The sequence below is a fragment of the Citrobacter sp. wls710 genome, assembly GCF_005281115.1.
GTDB lineage: Bacteria > Pseudomonadota > Gammaproteobacteria > Enterobacterales > Enterobacteriaceae > Citrobacter > Citrobacter werkmanii.
This window is the reverse complement of record NZ_SZXD01000039.1, coordinates 135389-151959: the sequence shown is the minus strand read 5'-3', so window position 1 is coordinate 151959 and position 16571 is coordinate 135389. Positions and strand designations below refer to the sequence as shown.

The 16571-nt window shown below is 52.0% G+C and carries 16 protein-coding genes; 7 read left to right on the top strand and 9 right to left on the bottom strand.

Translation table 11 applies throughout. The annotated features are described in order from the left end of the window. Nucleotides 1-24: 24 nt before the first annotated feature. The 4 genes from FDX14_RS18990 to yfcG form a co-directional block, all read right to left on the bottom strand. Nucleotides 25-540, bottom strand: a complete 516-nt coding sequence (locus FDX14_RS18990) for a GNAT family N-acetyltransferase (RefSeq protein WP_072014720.1) — start codon at nt 538-540, stop codon at nt 25-27. Nucleotides 541-611: 71 nt separating this feature from the next. Then, nucleotides 612-1505 (bottom strand): TIGR01777 family oxidoreductase, encoded by an 894-nt coding sequence (locus FDX14_RS18985; RefSeq protein WP_137350050.1) that lies wholly within the window; start codon nt 1503-1505, stop codon nt 612-614. Nucleotides 1506-1524: 19 nt separating this feature from the next. Continuing rightward, the gene (gene folX / locus FDX14_RS18980; protein ID WP_038642324.1) at nt 1525-1887 is read right to left on the bottom strand and encodes a dihydroneopterin triphosphate 2'-epimerase; all 363 of its coding nucleotides are present in this window, start codon (nt 1885-1887) and stop codon (nt 1525-1527) included. A gap of 54 nt (nt 1888-1941) precedes the next feature. Then, nucleotides 1942-2577, bottom strand: coding sequence for a GSH-dependent disulfide bond oxidoreductase (gene yfcG, locus FDX14_RS18975; protein WP_137350068.1), 636 nt, complete (start codon nt 2575-2577; stop codon nt 1942-1944). A gap of 134 nt (nt 2578-2711) precedes the next feature. Between yfcG and yfcF the strand changes: the two genes are divergently transcribed. From yfcF to yfcD, 3 genes are read left to right on the top strand one after another with little or no spacing between them, the layout of a single operon-like run. Beyond that, a complete protein-coding gene (yfcF, locus tag FDX14_RS18970; protein WP_061382116.1) occupies nt 2712-3356 on the top strand; it encodes a glutathione transferase in 645 nt (214 codons plus the stop codon). A 55-nt stretch (nt 3357-3411) separates the two neighbouring features. Next, nucleotides 3412-3963 carry a phosphodiesterase gene (gene yfcE / locus FDX14_RS18965; RefSeq protein WP_061382115.1) on the top strand — a complete coding sequence of 184 codons (552 nt, stop codon included), beginning with the start codon at nt 3412-3414 and terminating at the stop codon, nt 3961-3963. 56 nt (nt 3964-4019) lie between these two features. Continuing rightward, complete coding sequence (gene yfcD / locus FDX14_RS18960; RefSeq protein ID WP_042307083.1) at nt 4020-4574, top strand: NUDIX hydrolase YfcD; 555 nt, start codon at nt 4020-4022, stop codon at nt 4572-4574. 56 nt (nt 4575-4630) lie between these two features. Here yfcD and yfcC read toward each other — a convergent pair whose 3' ends face one another. From yfcC to ackA, 3 genes are all read right to left on the bottom strand, one after another. After that, the gene (gene yfcC / locus FDX14_RS18955; RefSeq protein ID WP_042307085.1) at nt 4631-6151 is read right to left on the bottom strand and encodes a putative basic amino acid antiporter YfcC; all 1521 of its coding nucleotides are present in this window, start codon (nt 6149-6151) and stop codon (nt 4631-4633) included. Nucleotides 6152-6352: 201 nt separating this feature from the next. Further along, nucleotides 6353-8494 carry a phosphate acetyltransferase gene (pta, locus tag FDX14_RS18950; RefSeq protein ID WP_042307087.1) on the bottom strand — a complete coding sequence of 714 codons (2142 nt, stop codon included), beginning with the start codon at nt 8492-8494 and terminating at the stop codon, nt 6353-6355. A gap of 76 nt (nt 8495-8570) precedes the next feature. Next, nucleotides 8571-9773 (bottom strand): acetate kinase, encoded by a 1203-nt coding sequence (gene ackA / locus FDX14_RS18945; protein ID WP_042307090.1) that lies wholly within the window; start codon nt 9771-9773, stop codon nt 8571-8573. 339 nt (nt 9774-10112) lie between these two features. On the opposite strand from ackA, the gene yfbV reads away from it, so the two are divergent. The 4 genes from yfbV to FDX14_RS18925 all read left to right on the top strand — a co-directional run bounded on the left by yfbV (nt 10113) and on the right by FDX14_RS18925 (nt 13725). Beyond that, nucleotides 10113-10568, top strand: a complete 456-nt coding sequence (yfbV, locus tag FDX14_RS18940) for a terminus macrodomain insulation protein YfbV (protein WP_038642312.1) — start codon at nt 10113-10115, stop codon at nt 10566-10568. 82 nt (nt 10569-10650) lie between these two features. Beyond that, nucleotides 10651-11145 carry a YfbU family protein gene (locus FDX14_RS18935; RefSeq protein WP_006683652.1) on the top strand — a complete coding sequence of 165 codons (495 nt, stop codon included), beginning with the start codon at nt 10651-10653 and terminating at the stop codon, nt 11143-11145. Beyond that, nucleotides 11138-11815, top strand: coding sequence for a sugar phosphatase (locus FDX14_RS18930; protein ID WP_094301032.1), 678 nt, complete (start codon nt 11138-11140; stop codon nt 11813-11815). The genes FDX14_RS18935 and FDX14_RS18930 overlap by 8 nt, the downstream gene beginning before the upstream one ends. A 77-nt stretch (nt 11816-11892) precedes the next feature. Beyond that, on the top strand, nt 11893-13725 hold the full coding sequence (locus FDX14_RS18925; RefSeq protein ID WP_137350049.1) for an SLC13 family permease: 1833 nt from the start codon (nt 11893-11895) through the stop codon (nt 13723-13725). 48 nt (nt 13726-13773) lie between these two features. Here FDX14_RS18925 and yfbR read toward each other — a convergent pair whose 3' ends face one another. Next, complete coding sequence (yfbR, locus tag FDX14_RS18920) at nt 13774-14373, bottom strand: 5'-deoxynucleotidase (protein WP_042307093.1); 600 nt, start codon at nt 14371-14373, stop codon at nt 13774-13776. A gap of 97 nt (nt 14374-14470) precedes the next feature. Beyond that, nucleotides 14471-15688 carry an alanine transaminase AlaA gene (gene alaA / locus FDX14_RS18915; RefSeq protein ID WP_005129483.1) on the bottom strand — a complete coding sequence of 406 codons (1218 nt, stop codon included), beginning with the start codon at nt 15686-15688 and terminating at the stop codon, nt 14471-14473. Nucleotides 15689-16571: the final 883 nt, after the last annotated feature.

Here is a 16571-nt window from a genome sequence, read left to right as displayed (position 1 = left end):
CCGGAGGCGCCATGCTTTCCGGGCCTACCGCTTTAACGCATCGCACTCCAGGCGATAAACCCAGTCGTCGTGCGCGATCCCATTAATCTCATACGCTTTTTCCAGCACCTGCGTTCGTACAAAGCCTGTCTTTTCCAGAACACGTATCGAACCCTTATTTTCAGCCAGCACGTAAGCATTTATCGCCGTGACGCCAGCATGTTCAAAGGCATACTGGCACACCGCGCGCACGGCTTCGCTGGCAATACCTTTCCCTTGCGCATGTGGCATGATGGCGTAACCGAGGTCGGCCTCCTGCGGATAAAGATGACTTATTTGCAGACCAATATCGCCGAGCGGCGTCGGGTTGTTATGCTCGCGAATAACAAATGTGTGCTGTGCGGCAAGGCGTCTGGCGAATAACAGACGCGTATCCTTCGCTGGGGCGATGTCGCCCATATAGCGCATGACTTCAGGGCTTTCACGTAATCTCTGGAAAAATGACCAGTCAGAAAATTGAAACAAAGAGAGGGTAAGACGGGGAGTCGATATTTTTGCCATAACGTCGCCATTGCGGAAGTCAGATCTATAACCTTACCATCGCAACGGCGAATGTGAATAGCGCTTAGTAACTATTGGATAACATCCGCTAGCGCCTCTTCTAAATCGTACCAGCGAAACGCGAAACCGGACGCTTCCAGACGTTTGGGTAACGCCCGCTGTCCGCCGAGAACCAGCACGGAAGACTCGCCCATCAGTAGACGTATTACGCCAGCGGGAACGCGCAGAATGGCTGGGCGGTTTAAGGCATGGCCCAGCGCGTGGGCAAACTGCTCATTGTGTACCGGGTAAGGTGAAACCATATTGAAGGGGCCACGAAGATCGTTATCCAGCAGCCAGATAATGCCGTTGACCATATCATCAATATGGATCCAGGCCAGATACTGGCGTCCGTTACCCATCGGGCCGCCTAAACCAAGACGAAATGGTGGGACCATTTTCCCCAGAATCCCGCCAGCAGAGGCCAATACCACGCCGGTACGCAACATACACACGCGGGTTTTGTCACTTTGCGCTGTGCTGGCAATTTGCTCCCAGCGGGCGCACAGTTTATGGGTAAATTCGTTATGCGGCGGCTCTTCTTCCGTGACCACAACTTCGCCCAGATCGCCGTAGTAACCGGTAGCGGAACCGGATATTAACACCGCGGGCGGCGTCTCGCTGGCGTGGATTAAATCGACCAGTTTCTGCGTGATGCCCCAGCGACTCTGACATAGGCGCTCCTTTTGCTCAGCGCTCCAGCGCTTATCTGCAATAGGCTCTCCGGCAAGATTAATCACGGCATCAATGCCATTGAGATTTTGCTGCTCTGTCAGCCCCTTCCACAACGTGACCCGAGAGCCGAGAATCTGACGCGCCTTATCAGGGTTACGTGTCACTACGGTTACCTGATGCCCCAGTTCGAACAGGCGGGGGATCAGATGACGTCCAATCAGGCCAGTACCGCCGGTAATCAGAATCTGCATGTCGCCTCCCGGGTTACGTTTAGCGCTGCCAGCTCAGCGTCATGGATACTGAGTCGGCGTAACGCAATGCATGAAGTTTATCGATCTCTACTTCAGCATAAGTGACCCAGTGATGTTCGCGTGCGATATCGAGCACATCTTGAGTTAATTTTTCTAATAGTGAGAAGCGGTTACTCTCCACGTGCGCAATGATGCTTTTGGTGATAGTGCGATAATTCAGTGCGTCGTTGATGTCTTCGCTGATACGGGCTTTGTCTGCCGGATAATGAATGGCAATGTTGATGACGATATCCTGGCGGTTAAGGATCTCCTCTTCTTTGATGCCGATAAAGGTGCGCAGACGAAGGTTTTTTATACGAATAATAGCGTCAGGTTGTGACATTGCAGGTTTCCTCCATGTATGAACCTATTCATGATACACGAGAATCGAATCGTGTTACCGCTTCTCACTCTGCGCTTGCTGCATGGCGCGTTCCGTGGCAGGCCGCGTACGGATGCGCTCATGCCAGTTATTAACCGCCGGGTAATTGTCGAGGTCGATACGCTGACGCTGGTGGGCATGAATCCATGGCCAGCAGGCTATGTCAGCAATGCTGTAGTGATCGCCCCCCAGCCAGGGGGAGGTTTCCAGACGTTTATTCATCACGTTATACAGGCGCTGAGTTTCAACCTGGTATCTTTCAATGGCGTAGGGGATCGTCTGCGGGGCGTAATGACTGAAATGGTGATTCTGACCGAGCATGGGCCCCAGGCCGCTGACCTGCCAGAACAGCCATTGCAACGTGGTGTGGCGCTCACGTAACTCACCGCTCAGCAGCTTGCCGCTCTTTTCCGCCAGATAGAGTAAAATTTCTCCGGACTCAAACAGGCTGATCGGGTTTCCGCCGTCCTGTGGCGCATTGTCGATAATGGCCGGGATTTTATTGTTCGGCGAGATCTGCAGAAAATCAGGACGAAACTGGCTACCTTTGTTGATATCAACATGAATCAGACGGTATTGCAGCTGCGTCTCTTCAAGAAACAGCGTGATTTTGTGACCGTTTGGCGATGGCGTGTAATAGAGATCGATCATTTTCAGCGTCCGTTTTGTCATGAACCGGGTCATTACAAGTATAGAGGCTGTTAGCGTGCGTGAGTTTTCATCAAGTGACAGCGAGAGAAAGACTCTATATTTTGAAGGCAAGCCAATACACTTCAGAGGACGTTATGAGCAAACCTGCAATTACGCTGTGGTCAGATGCCAATTTTTTCTCCCCTTACGTGCTGTCTGTTTATGTCGCTCTGCAAGAGAAAGGACTACCTTTTACGCTGAAAACTGTTGATCTCAACAGCGGTGAACACTTGCAACCTTCATGGCAAGGTTATGCGTTGACGCGCCGCGTGCCGGTCCTGGAGATTGACGATTTCGAGCTGAGCGAATCATCAGCAATTACTGAGTTTCTGGAAGAGAGCTTTGCCCCGCCGCAGTGGGAGCGCATCTACCCACACGATGTGCAAAAGCGCGCGCGGGCTCGCCAGGTGCAGGCGTGGATCCGCAGCGATCTGATGCCTATTCGTGAAGAACGTTCAACGGATGTAGTTTTTGCTGGCGTGAAAAAAGCGGCGTTGAGCGAAGCCGGAAAAGCCAGTGCAGAAAAATTGTTCGCCACTGCGAGCAGTTTACTGAGCCACGGTAAACAAAATTTATTTGGCGAATGGTGTATCGCTGATTGCGATTTAGCGCTAATGCTTAATCGTCTGGTCCTTAACGGCGATGAGGTGCCAGAAGCGCTTGCGGAATATGCCACCTTCCAGTGGCAGCGCGCTTCCGTTCAGCGTTTTATCGCGCTTTCAGCGAAGCGTTCCTGCTGACCATCGAAGCGTAATCCAGTATCATTACAAGGTACTTTTCAACGAGGAGTGAGTGATGAAACTGATGTTCGCATCGGACATTCATGGTTCGTTGCCAGCCACGGAACGCGTACTCGAACTGTTTACCGCAAGCGGAGCGCAATGGCTGGTGATATTGGGTGATGTTTTAAATCACGGACCGCGTAATGCGTTGCCGGAAGGCTATGCGCCCACGCAGGTTGCAGAGCGGTTGAATGAACTGGCAGCGCGGATTATTGCGGTGCGTGGCAATTGCGACAGCGAAGTGGATCAGATGCTCCTGCATTTTCCGATAACCGCGCCGTGGCAGCAAATTCTGACAGAAAACCAGCGACTCTTTTTGACGCACGGGCATCTTTTTGGCCCGCAAAATATGCCAGCGCTCAGCGCGGGAGATGTACTGGTTTATGGCCATACGCATCTGCCGGTTGCCGAGTTGCAAGGGGATGTCTATCACTTTAACCCCGGCTCGGTAAGCATCCCGAAAGGAGGCTTTGCGGCAAGCTACGGGATTCTGGATGATAATGTTCTCAGCGTCATGGCACTCAATGATCAAAGTGTTATTGCGCAGATCGAGATTAATCCGTAATTTACCCCACAAACATAAACGCGCCGTAAGAGCGCCAGAAAAAAGAAGGTTTCCTGATGGTGGAACAGCGTCATTTGGCAAGTACGGAATGGGTGGATATTGTGAACGAAGACAACGAAGTCATCGCACAGTCCAGCCGGGAACAAATGCGGGCGCAGCGCTTACGCCATCGTGCGACGTATATCGTGGTGCACGATGGTATGGGCAAAATTCTGGTTCAGCGTAGGACTGAGACAAAAGATTTTTTGCCCGGTATGCTGGATGCCACCGCTGGCGGTGTTGTTCAGGCTGACGAGCAGCTACTGGACTCAGCGCGCCGTGAAGCGGAAGAGGAGTTGGGGATTGCGGGTGTGCCGTTTGCCGAGCACGGTCAGTTTTATTTTGAAGACCAGAATTGTCGCGTCTGGGGTGGGCTGTTTAGCTGTGTGTCCCACGGACCGTTCGCGTTACAGGAAGAAGAGGTCAGTGAAGTTTGCTGGCTTACGCCGGAAGAAATTACCGCACGCTGCGACGAATTTACGCCGGACTCTCTGAAAGCGCTGGCGCTGTGGATGACCCGCAACGCCAAGAATGAAGGGGCAAAAGCCGAAAAGCAGGAAGAAGCCGAGTAACGTCTGCTCATCCGGCCTACAGCGTCGAGAAATCATGTAGGCCGGGCAATCATTTTTTAATGGTAACCCATTATCTGCGCACCAATCACCACCACGCTGGACATAATAAACAGCAGGCCTAACAGCGTGGCACCTACTTTCAGCCAGTTACGAAAATCCACCCGACAAACGCCTAACGTTGCCATCAACGATGCCGACGTCGGATAGATAATGTGGCTGAATCCGTCGCCAAACTGGAAGGCCAGTACGGTGACCTGACGGTTTACGCCAACCAGATCGCCCAGCGGCGCTAATAGCGGCATGGTCAATGCAGCCTGGCCAGAGCCGGACGTAACGAAGAAATTAAATACCGCCTGGAACAGCAGCATAAACCATGCAGCGATAGCGTTATCCAGTCCGCTGATACCGTTGGCAATGCTGTGCAGCAGGGTATTTAATACGCTGGCTTCGCCCGCCTCTCCGTTACCGACCAGCAGTAATATGCCCTTGGCGAAACCGACCAGCAGGGCGGGAGCAATCATCATTCGCGCACCTTCAGTGAAGGAGGATGCCATGACGTTGACCGTCATACCGTTGAGACGGAACACCACACCGATGATGCCAATCACCAGTCCCATCGTGAAGAACTGGCTGGCGATCTCAGGAATAAACCACGCGTTGACGATAACGCCCCAGACGACCCAAATCATCACCGCGGTCAGTACCAGCAATACCAGCCAGTCGCCCAGCGTGAAGCGTCGTTCTACAACCTCGTCCTGCTGCTCACGAAAGAAGCGGTCGGACTCATGTACCCGGGAGAGAAGCGGATTTTTTTTGATGCGCGCTGCGTAGGCCAGGGTGAAGGTCAACCCTATCAGGGTCGCAACGACCCATACTACGATACGCAGACCGGAACCAGAGAGCACCGGGACACCTGCAATACCCTGCGCGACCACCACGCAGAACGGGTTCATCCATGAACTAGCAAAACCAATTTGGGTAGCGATATAGGTGACCAGCACGGTGGTGATACTGTCGTAACCTAAGCGTACCATCAAAGGCGCAATGATAATGGCAAAAGCAACCGCCTCTTCGCCCATGCCAAACACCGCGCCGCCTAATGAGAAGAGAATAAACAGCACCGGGATAAACAGAACTTCGTTACCCCGCGTATGACGAATGAGCGCCAGAATGCCATTATCAATGGTTCCGGTACGCATAACGATGCCAAATGCGCCGCCAATCACCAGCATAAACATGATGATACCAACCGCCGTGCCGAACTTAGAGCCGGAGGTTAACCCTTCAAACGGAAAATTCATCAGGCCGGGGCGTTCATCTCCGGTGGTGAAAAACTGCACCCGGTGATACTGCTCTTCACCCGCGTCGTTGGTCAGAATACGAAAAGAGTGGGGGTCAACAACTTTACGGGTTTTGGTTTGCCCATCAACCTGATACTGCACTTCCTGGCTGTCGAACATCCCGACCGGAACTACCCATGTCGCCAGGCTGGTTAAAATGGCGACGAAAAAAATAATCACCAGCGTATCGGGCATCGCCCATTTTTTGGCTGGCTGTGATTCTGTGACTGCTGACATGAAAGACTATCCCTGTTGCAATGCAAAAGAGAGTAAGTATGCAAACAGAAGAATAGTTATTCATTGATGCAGCGCATCCAGGCAAATGTTTCAGAATTTACAAAAGAAAAAAACGGATATAAAAAAACCGGAAATATCAGCTATTTCCGGTTTGATAAGCAGAGGTGTTGCCGGATAAGAGATCCGGCACACTGCAGCAAATTACTGCTGCTGGGAAGACTGGATCGCGGTCAGGGCGATGGTATAGACGATATCGTCTACCAGCGCGCCACGGGACAGGTCGTTCACCGGCTTGCGCATACCCTGCAGCATCGGCCCGATGGAGATCAGGTCGGCAGAACGCTGTACCGCTTTGTAGGTGGTGTTACCGGTGTTCAGATCCGGGAAGATGAACACTGTAGCGCGACCTGCAACCGGCGAGTTCGGCGCTTTGGATTTCGCTACGTCAGCCATAACCGCGGCGTCGTACTGCAACGGACCGTCGATCATCAGGTCAGGACGTTTTTCCTGCGCCAGACGAGTCGCTTCGCGAACTTTCTCTACGTCGCTACCTGCACCAGAGGTACCGGTGGAGTAGGAGAGCATCGCAACGCGCGGTTCGATACCGAAGGCGATGGCGGATTCAGCGGACTGAATGGCGATTTCTGCCAGCTGTTCAGCAGTTGGATCCGGGTTGATCGCACAGTCACCGTAAACGTAAACCTGTTCCGGCAGCAGCATGAAGAACACGGAAGACACCAGAGAGCTACCCGGCGCAGTTTTGATCAACTGCAGCGGCGGACGAATGGTGTTTGCGGTGGTGTGAACGGCACCAGAAACCAGACCGTCAACGTCGTCCTGCTCCAGCATCAGGGTACCGAGAACCACGTTGTCTTCCAGCTGTTCGCGGGCAACGGTTTCGGTCATGCCTTTGTTCTTACGCAGCTCAACCAGGCGAGCAACGTAGCTTTCGCGAACCACATCCGGGTCAACGATTTCTACGCCAGCGCCCAGCTCAACGCCCTGAGAGGCCGCAACGCGGGTGATCTCGTCCGGGTTACCCAACAGAACGCAGGTAGCGATACCGCGTTCAGCACAGATAGCAGCCGCTTTAACGGTGCGCGGTTCGTCGCCTTCCGGCAGAACAACGCGTTTGCCCGCTTTACGCGCCAGCTCGGTCAGCTGATAACGGAACGCCGGCGGAGACAGGCGACGGCTGCGCTCAGAGGTCGCGGTCAGAGATTCAATCCAGTCAGCGTTGATGTAGTTAGCAACGTATTCCTGAACTTTTTCGATGCGCTCGTGATCGTCAACCGGAACTTCCAGGTTGAAGCTCTGCAGGCTCAGAGAGGTCTGCCAGGTATTGGTGTTCACCATGAATACCGGCAGGCCGGTAGCGAATGCACGTTCGCACAGTTTGTTGATGCGCGCGTCCATTTCGTAGCCGCCGGTCAGCAGCAGAGCACCGATTTCTACGCCGTTCATAGCTGCCAGACATGCTGCAACCAGCACGTCAGGACGGTCGGCAGAAGTCACCAGCAGAGAACCTGCGCGGAAGTGCTCCAGCATGTGCGGAATGCTGCGTGCGCAGAAAGTCACAGACTTCACGCGGCGGGTGTTGATATCGCCTTCGTTAACGATGGTGGCGTTCAGGTGACGCGCCATATCGATTGCACGGGTAGCGATCAGATCGAAGCTCCATGGCACCGCGCCCAGAACCGGCAGCGGGCTGGATTCTTGCAGTTTAGCCGGATCAACTTTGATCACCTGCGCTTTGGAAGAGTCGTCGAAAATCTCGGACAGATCCGGGCGAGTACGGCCCTGGTCATCAACCGGCGCGTTCAGTTTGTTAACGATGACGCCAGTGATGTTGGTGTTTTTCGCGCCGCCGAAGCTGCTGCGAGTCAGTTCAATACGCTCGTTCAGCTGTTCCGGAGTATCGGTGCCCTGAGACATCACGAAGACGATTTCCGCATTCAGCGTTTTCGCGATTTCGTAGTTCAGAGACTGCGCGAACTGATGTTTACGGGTTGGGACCAGGCCTTCAACCAGTACGACTTCAGCATCTTTGGTGTTCGCGTGGTAATTCGCGATGATCTCTTCCATCAGCACATCTTTCTGATTGCTGGACAGCAGAGATTCAACGTGGCTCATCTTCAGCGGCTCAGCAGCTGGCAGGTTAGAGTTCGCACGAACGATAGTAGTAGTCTGGTCTGGCGCATCGCCACCGGCACGAGGCTGAGCGATTGGCTTAAAGACGCTCAGACGAACGCCTTTGCGTTCCATAGCGCGGATCACGCCGAGGCTGACGCTGGTCAGGCCGACGCTGGTTCCGGTAGGGATCAGCATAATAATACGGGACACGGTTTATCCTCTTTCGTTACCGCCCATTTCAGGCGGGTTACAAAACAGCACCGCCAGCTAGGCTGGCGGTGTGAAATCAGGCAGTCAGACGGCTCGCGTCTTGCGCGATAACCAGTTCTTCGTTGGTTGGGATAACCACCGCAGGACGGGTACCTTCTTTGTTGATGAAACCAGATTTGCCGAAACGTGCGGCCAGGTTACGTTCGTGGTCAACTTCAAAGCCCAGAACGCCCAGTTTGCCCAGAGACAGTTCACGAACCATCGCTGCGTTTTCACCGATACCACCGGTGAAGACAACCGCATCCAGACGACCATCCATCAGCGCAGTGTAAGAACCGATGTACTTCGCCAGACGGTGGCAGTAAACGTCCATTGCACGTTTAGCGTCTTCTTTGGTTGCGTAGTTATCTTCAACATAACGGCAGTCGCTGGTGACTTCGGTCAGACCCAGCAGGCCGGACTCTTTGGTCAGCATTTTGTTGATCTGGTCAACGCTCATGCCCAGGGTGTCGTGCAGGTGGAAGATGATCGCCGGGTCGATGTCACCGGAACGCGTACCCATCACCAGACCTTCCAGTGGGGTCAGACCCATGGAGGTATCAACACATTTACCGTTACGGATAGCAGATACAGAACCGCCGTTGCCCAGGTGGCAAGTGATGATGTTCAGTTCATCAACCGGTTTGTTCAGCATTTTTGCCGCTTCCTGAGTAACAAAGAAGTGGCTGGTACCGTGCGCGCCGTAACGACGTACGCCGTGTTCTTTGTACAGGCTGTACGGCAGAGCATAGAGGTAAGACTCTTCCGGCATAGTCTGATGGAACGCGGTGTCGAATACAGCCACGTTTTTGTCTTTCAGACTTGGGAAGGATTTCAGCGCTTCTGCGATACCGATCAGGTGAGCAGGGTTATGCAGCGGTGCGAAAGAGGCAGAATCTTTGATGCCCTGGATAACAGAATCATCGATAACCACAGAGCTGGTATACTTCTCGCCGCCGTGTACGATACGGTGACCGATAGCGGTCAATTGCGCAGACAATTCTGGTTTTTGTGCCAGAATAGTGTTAACGATAAAGTTCAGCGCTTCACTGTGAGCGGCGCCTGCACCTAAAGCCGCTTCTTGTTTACCGCCGTCCATTTTCCACTTGATGCGTGCTTCTGGGAGATGGAAACATTCGGCTAAACCAGAGAGGTATTCTTCACCGTTTACTGCATCGATGATGGCAAATTTCAGTGAGGAGCTACCGCAGTTCAGAACCAGTACTAACTTACTCGACATGGAAGTACCTATTTATGATACGTGGCTAAAAAAACGTCAGGGAGTCATAGAGCGTAGCGCATGATGACACCGACGTTTATGATTAACATCATGCGCCAGAGTCTTTTTGGGCACGATGGAATAAATACCTTTGAGTCTATGTCATTTTGCGTATTTTTCAGCCAGTGGCATACTGTATGCCAATTTGACGACTCAATGATTTTGGACTAAAGGCCTTACAGGCCGGCACAGGATACCTGAATGTGGGTATCAAAGACAAAATGTTTTGAACGATGTCCCTTGTAGTTGTTGTTTTGCACAAATTTTTTAATTTTTATATGTGAAGTTGAGGTAACCGCCATGTCGACACCGGATAATCGTTCCGTCAATTTTTTTAGTTTGTTTCGCCGGGGGCAGCACTATGCGAAGACGTGGCCAATGGAAAAGCGCCTCGCGCCCGTGTTTGTTGAGAACCGCGTGATCCGCATGACGCGTTACGCAATCCGTTTTATGCCGCCCATCGCTGTTTTCACCTTATGCTGGCAAATTGCTTTAGGCGGGCAGTTGGGACCGGCCGTGGCGACAGCGCTGTTTGCACTCAGCCTGCCGATGCAGGGCATGTGGTGGCTGGGTAAGCGTTCCGTCACACCGCTGCCGCCTTCAATACTCAACTGGTTCTACGAAGTTCGGGGTAAATTGCAAGAGGCCGGACAGGCGCTCGCTCCGGTAGAAGGAAAGCCTGATTATCAGGCGCTGGCTGACACGCTTAAGCGCGCCTTCAAACAACTGGATAAAACTTTCCTCGATGATTTGTAATTGACCCCTGATTACGCATATAAAAGAAGGCACAAGATGCCTTCTTTTTTTCATCGTAGTAGCAGTGATACAGGAGTCCCAAATGGAAATGACCAACGCTCAACGTCTGATTTTGTCTAACCAGTACAAAATGATGACTATGCTCGATCCCACTAACGCCGAGCGTTATCGTCGTTTGCAGACGATTATTGAACGCGGTTACGGCTTGCAGATGCGTGAGTTGGATCGTGAGTTTGGTGAGCTGACGGAAGAAACCTGTCGTACGATTATCGATATTATGGAGATGTATCACGCATTACATGTCTCCTGGACCAATCTAAAAGACGCGCAGTCTATTGATGAGCGCCGCGTGACCTTCCTCGGTTTTGACGCCGCAACGGAAGCCCGTTTCCTCGGGTACGTTCGTTTTATGGTCAATGTGGAAGGGCGTTATACCCACTTCGATGCGGGTACGCATGGTTTCAACGCCCAGACCCCGATGTGGGAAAAATATCAGCGTATGCTGAATGTCTGGCACTCTTGCCCGCGCCAGTATCACCTGAGCGCGAATGAAATTAACCAAATCATTAATGCCTGAGGGGGCGAGCGTGCAGTGCAAAGGTTTTCTGTTTGATCTGGATGGAACGCTGGTCGATTCCTTACCCGCAGTAGAACGCGCGTGGTGCAACTGGGCCGATCGTTTTGGCCTCGATCACGCCGAGGTGCTCGGCTTTATTCATGGTAAGCAGGCCATTACCTCCCTGCGACACTTTATGGTGGGCAAGTCCGAGGCGGAGATCGCTGCGGAGTTCACCCGCCTGGAGCAGATCGAAGCGACGGAAACAGCGGGGATCACCGCGCTGCCAGGGGCGGTTGACTTGCTCAACCATCTCAACAAAGCGGGCATTCCATGGGCGATTGTGACTTCAGGATCAATGCCGGTCGCACGGGCGCGCCATCGTGTCGCAGGACTTCCTGCTCCTGAGGTGTTTGTCACTGCCGAACGGGTAAAAAGAGGTAAACCAGAGCCTGACGCCTATCTGTTAGGCGCTCAGTTACTGGGCCTGGCACCACAGGAATGCGCGGTAGTCGAGGATGCGCCCGCAGGGGTGCTCTCGGGACTGGCTGCAGGGTGCCATGTAATAGCGGTAAATGCGCCAGCGGACACGCCGCGTCTGGATGAGGTCGATTTTTCGCTGACCAGTCTGGAACAGATTTCTGTGACCAAACAGCCCAACGGAAATGTGGTCGTTGTAAGAAATACCTGATCATGATTTAGCCCCAGATTGTTGGGGCTTTTTTATGGCAGAATCGGTCCATCCCTCTCATTTAACAAGGATATGTTGTGAACGGTGAATTGATATGGGTTCTCTCATTGCTGGCGATTGCCGTCGTCTTGTTTGCAACTGGCAGAGTGCGTATGGACGCGATCGCTTTGCTGGTCATTATTGCCTTTGTTCTGAGTGGAACATTGAGCATCACAGAAGCTTTTTCCGGGTTCAGCGATCCTAACGTTATTTTGATCGCGGCTTTATTTATTATCGGCGACGGTCTGGTGCGTACCGGGGTGGCGACGGTGATGGGGGCCTGGCTGGTGAAGGTCGCCGGCAGCAGTGAAGTCAAAATGCTGGTGTTGCTGATGATAACCGTGGCCGGGCTCGGTGCGTTTATGAGTTCGACCGGCGTGGTTGCTATCTTTATACCGGTTGTCTTAAGCGTTTCCATGCGCATGCAAATTTCTCCCTCACGTCTGATGATGCCGCTGAGCTTTGCCGGATTGATAAGCGGCATGATGACGCTGGTGGCGACACCGCCAAACCTGGTCGTCAACAGTGAGTTGCTACGCGAAGGACTTAACGGTTTCAGCTTTTTTAGCGTCACTCCGCTGGGGCTGGTGGTTCTGGTGCTTGGCATAGTTTATATGCTGCTGATGCGCTTTATGCTGAAGGGCGAAGACTCCGGGCAGCCAGGAGACGGTTGGAAACGCAGGACTTTTCGCGATTTAATCAAAGAGTATCGCCTTACGGGGCGTGCCCGCCGTCTGGCTATTCGCCCTGGTTCACCGATGATTGGCCAGCGTCTGGACGACCTGAAACTGCGTGAGCGTTACGGAGCAAACGTGATTGGCGTGGAGCGCTGGCGGCGCTTTCGTCGCGTGATTGTTGACGTTAACGGGGTTTCTGAGTTTCGCGCCCGTGACGTGCTGCTGATTGATATGTCTGCAGCGGATGTCGATCTGCGAGAATTTTGCAGTGAGCAACTGCTGGAGCCGATGGTGCTGCGCGGGGAATACTTCTCCGAGCAGGCGTTGGATGTGGGCATGGCCGAGATCTCACTGATCCCAGAATCGGAACTGATTGGCAAAACGGTACGGGAGATATCCTTTCGTACGCGTTACGGTCTGAATGTGGTCGGCCTGAAACGCGATGGTACGGCGCTGGCAGGCGCGGTGGTGGATGAACCGTTGCTGATGGGGGATATCATTCTGGTGGTGGGTAACTGGAAGCTCATCACACTGCTGGGACAAAAAGGGCGCGACTTCGTGGTGTTGAACATGCCAGCTGAGGTCAGTGAAGCTTCCCCGGCGCACAGCCAGGCGCCGCATGCCATTTTCTGCCTGGTGCTGATGGTCGCCCTGATGCTTACCGATGAAATTCCTAATACGGTTGCCGCAATTATCGCCTGCCTGCTGATGGGGAAATTCCGCTGTATCGATGCCGAAAGCGCCTATAAAGCGATTCACTGGCCAAGCATTATTTTGATCGTCGGGATGATGCCCTTCGCATTGGCGCTACAAAAAACTGGCGGTGTCGATCTGGTGGTAAAAGGACTGATGGACGTTGGCGGCGGGTATGGCCCGTACATGATGCTGGGCTGCCTGTTCGTCCTGTGCGCGAGCATTGGGTTATTTATCTCTAACACTGCAACGGCGGTACTCATGGCGCCAATCGCCCTGGCGGCGGCAAAGTCGATGGGGGTTTCGCCGTATCCTTTTGCGATGGTGATTGCAATGGCGGCATCCGCAGCCTTTATGACACCGGTCTCTTCGCCGGTAAACACGCTGGTGCTGGGACCGGGTAACTATAGCTTTAGCGATTTCGTGAAAATTGGCGTGCCGTTTACGGTGATCGTGATGGCGGTGTGCGTGGTGATGATCCCGATGCTGTTCCCGTTTTGATTTTTATGTGCCGGATAAGACGTTGACGTCGCCATCCGGCAAAATCGTTTAAAGCGGTGAATCCTGGCTGATCTCATCTAATGAGAGGTGAAAGCTCGGGACAAACACCTCCATAAAATAGTCCATCTCTTCGCTGCGCCGCGACTCCAGCGTTTTTTCCAGCCGCGTTTTCGCCAATAGGAACTCATTATTGCCCGCCGAAAGTTCCTCCAGACACTTCAGATAGGCGCACAGCGCATCGGCCTGTTTGACGATAGATTTCTCTTCTTCGCTGTAAGCATGTTCATCAATCAGCGGAGCAAAAATATCGCGCAGCTCGTCGGGCACCATATCGACCAGCTTTTGCTGGGCAATTTTCTCTATCGCTTTATATTCCTGGGCTATTTGTGAGTTGAAGTATTTTACCGGGGTAGGGAGGTCACCGGTCAGCACCTCTGAAGCATCATGGTACATTGCCAACAGGGCAATGCGCTCTGCATTAAGCTGACCACCAAATTTACGGTTTTTAATCGCGGCCAACGCATGAGCGACCATGGCAACTTGCAAACTATGCTCGGATACGTTTTCGGTGCGCACGTTGCGCATCAGCGGCCAGCGGTTAATGAGCTTCAGGCGGGAGAGGTGGGCAAAAAAGTGGCTCTGCTTCATAACGACCCTTATATGATGGCAACCTGAGAGTCATTGTGCGCAGAGAAGGCTGTCAGATGCAAATACTCGTCATACTGATCCAACAGCCCGTGTTTTATTACAGCTGGTGATACCCTGACAGGAAGCGCTCAAATTTACTCAGCGACATTTCGATATCGTCAATGCGCGGGAGCGTGACGATGCGGAAATGATCCGGCCACGGCCAGTTGAACGCCGTTCCCTGAACCAGCAGCACTTTTTCCTGCAACAGGAAGTCGAGCACCATTTTCTGGTCGTCATGAATGTTGAAGCGTTTAGCGTCGATTTTTGGGAACATATACAGCGCGCCGCGCGGTTTCACGCAGGAGACGCCGGGAATATCATTGAGTAACTCCCAGGCGCGGTTGCGTTGTTCATACAGGCGCCCGCCAGGCATGATAAATTCACTGATGCTCTGGTATCCGCCCAGCGCGGTCTGAATCGCATGTTGCGCCGGAACGTTAGCACATAAGCGCATAGAGGCCAGCATCTCAAGACCTTCGATGTACCCCTTGGCATGTTTCTTCGGCCCGTTCAGCACCATCCAGCCCTGACGGAAACCGGCAACGCGATAGGTTTTTGACAGGCCGTTGAAGGTAATAGTCAGCAGGTCCGGCGCCATTGCGGCGATCGAGTGGTGTTCAGCGTCATCGTAGAGAATTTTGTCGTAAATCTCGTCCGCAAAAATGATGAGATTGTTCTGGCGAGCAATTTCAACAATCTCCATCAGCAGCTCTTTGGAGTAAACAGCGCCGGTTGGGTTGTTGGGGTTAATGATGACGATCCCACGCGTGCGCGGGGTAATTTTTGCGCGAATGTCGTCCAGGTCCGGGAACCAGTCAGATGATTCGTCACACAGGTAGTGCACGGCATTACCGCCGGAGAGCGATACCGCCGCCGTCCACAGCGGGTAATCAGGTGCCGGAACGAGCATCTCGTCCCCACTGTTCAGCAATGCCTGCATGGCTTGCACAATCAATTCGGAAACGCCATTGCCGATATAGATATCTTCCACGGTCACATCGCGCATCCCACGGGCCTGATAATGCTGCATGATCGCTTTACGGGCTGAATAGAGACCTTTTGAGTCGCAATATCCTTGCGCTGTTGGCAAATTGCGGATCACATCAACCAGAATTTCATCTGGCGCTTCAAACCCGAATGGCGCCGGGTTGCCGATGTTCAGTTTCAGAACTTTATTGCCTTCTTCTTCCAGGCGCTTTGCTTCCTTCAGAACCGGGCCGCGAATGTCATAACAGACGTTTTCTAATTTGCTGGATTTTTCAATGGGGGACATGAACGTTGACCTTTTTAGCTGTGAATGCCACTCCCTGCCATGGAAGTCAGCCCAGCACAATGTACTCCCACGACGGTAAGTTTTGAAGGGTCTTTAGTAGAAGATTTTGAAAATCCATGAAGTTATAATTGACTGTTAATATCTAAATGCATCCAAAATATTAGGATAATAAACTAATAAAATGTATTTTATTAGTTTTATATTTTATGTCTTCGGTTTTGATGTGGTGGTTTGTCTGGTCAAAAAAACTTAAGTCTGGAAAGCAAAAGGTAACCGACACTTAAGCTGTATGACGTCATTCGAAAATACTGAGGTTTTATCTGCGAGGGCTGTTATCGGCCTGATCCGCGCGTGGTACGGTGTGAATTCATTGTTAAGCATAATTAATGAATTGAGGGATTCTTAATTAATTATTATTTAATATTTAAATCGCATTAATTTGAATGGACTAATAATACGAAAACCTCAGTTCTGACATAACGCCTTGTTGCCTCGAATTATTCGCGATAACACTTATAAATATAGTGGTTTTAGGTTAAGATAAGTCTCATGAAATGGTGCGTAGTAAGAATTTTACGATAATTCAAATGTTTGTTGGTTGTTCCTAACATACTGAAAAGTTAGTTTTTAATGTGTAAATTATTGTTCGTTAACTTTTTTTAAATTTACAAAATTTACATGTTTTCCATTAGTCAGAATCATCCAGCAGCTAAAAATATGGCCCTTTCTCGTTGCTATATTCCGATGAGTGTCACGGTTATTATATAGCGTAGAAAGAGAATTGTTTCGTTTGTTAAACCAAATACATCCTTATTTTCACTTGGTTACACTAAGCGAAACTGCAAGGAAGGCAGGCAGATAACAAATGGAGTTGTTTGATTCT